Source organism: Pseudoalteromonas sp. MMG022, from assembly GCF_021654245.1.
In the GTDB taxonomy this organism is placed as follows: domain Bacteria; phylum Pseudomonadota; class Gammaproteobacteria; order Enterobacterales; family Alteromonadaceae; genus Pseudoalteromonas; species Pseudoalteromonas amylolytica.
In genome coordinates this window covers 1-602 of record NZ_JAKFZQ010000056.1, presented here as the reverse complement: position 1 = coordinate 602, position 602 = coordinate 1, and the positions used below count along the sequence as shown (strand labels likewise).

Below are 602 nucleotides of genomic sequence, written 5' to 3'. Positions count from 1 at the left end.
TTGCCTCACCAAGGTGCGGTCAATTTATCATTTAATCAGCATCGCTATTTTGAGACTGATAGTAACAGTAGAGTGTTACATTTTGCGTCAATTAGTTTTGATGCCGCGACATGGGAATGTTTAATGGCATTTATGCCAGGAGCTACTTTATGTATTGCCGATCAAAACACACGGATGGATGCGCAGCGACTATTTAATTATATTCATACACAGAGGATCACCCATGCTACTTTACCTCCAGCGTTACTAAAGACAGTACAGTACCGAGCAGACTTACCACTACAGTGCTTAATTGTGGCAGGCGAATCGTGTGATCTCGAAACCGTTAAACTATGGCGTCAGCATTATCGATTCTTTAATGCTTATGGCCCATCTGAAGCGTCAGTATGTGCGACTATTGGAGAGTTAAAGTCCGATAACATTCATATTGGCACGACATTATACAATGTTAGTACGCTCGTTTTAGATGCTGAGTTACAGCTTGTAAGTGCAGGAAGTATTGGGGAGCTATTTATTGGTGGAGACGGTCTAGCGCGTGGTTATTTGAATCGTCCGCAGTTGAGTGCAGAGCGCTTTATCGCCAACCCATTTTATGATGCCAA

Annotated in this window: 1 protein-coding gene; it reads left to right on the top strand. The window is 42.7% G+C overall.

Annotation, left to right across the window (positions count from 1 at the left end; translation table 11 throughout):
- Window positions 1-602, top strand: a 602-nt coding sequence (locus L1070_RS20165) for an AMP-binding protein (protein ID WP_237126914.1), incomplete at its 3' end; no start/stop codon positions are given.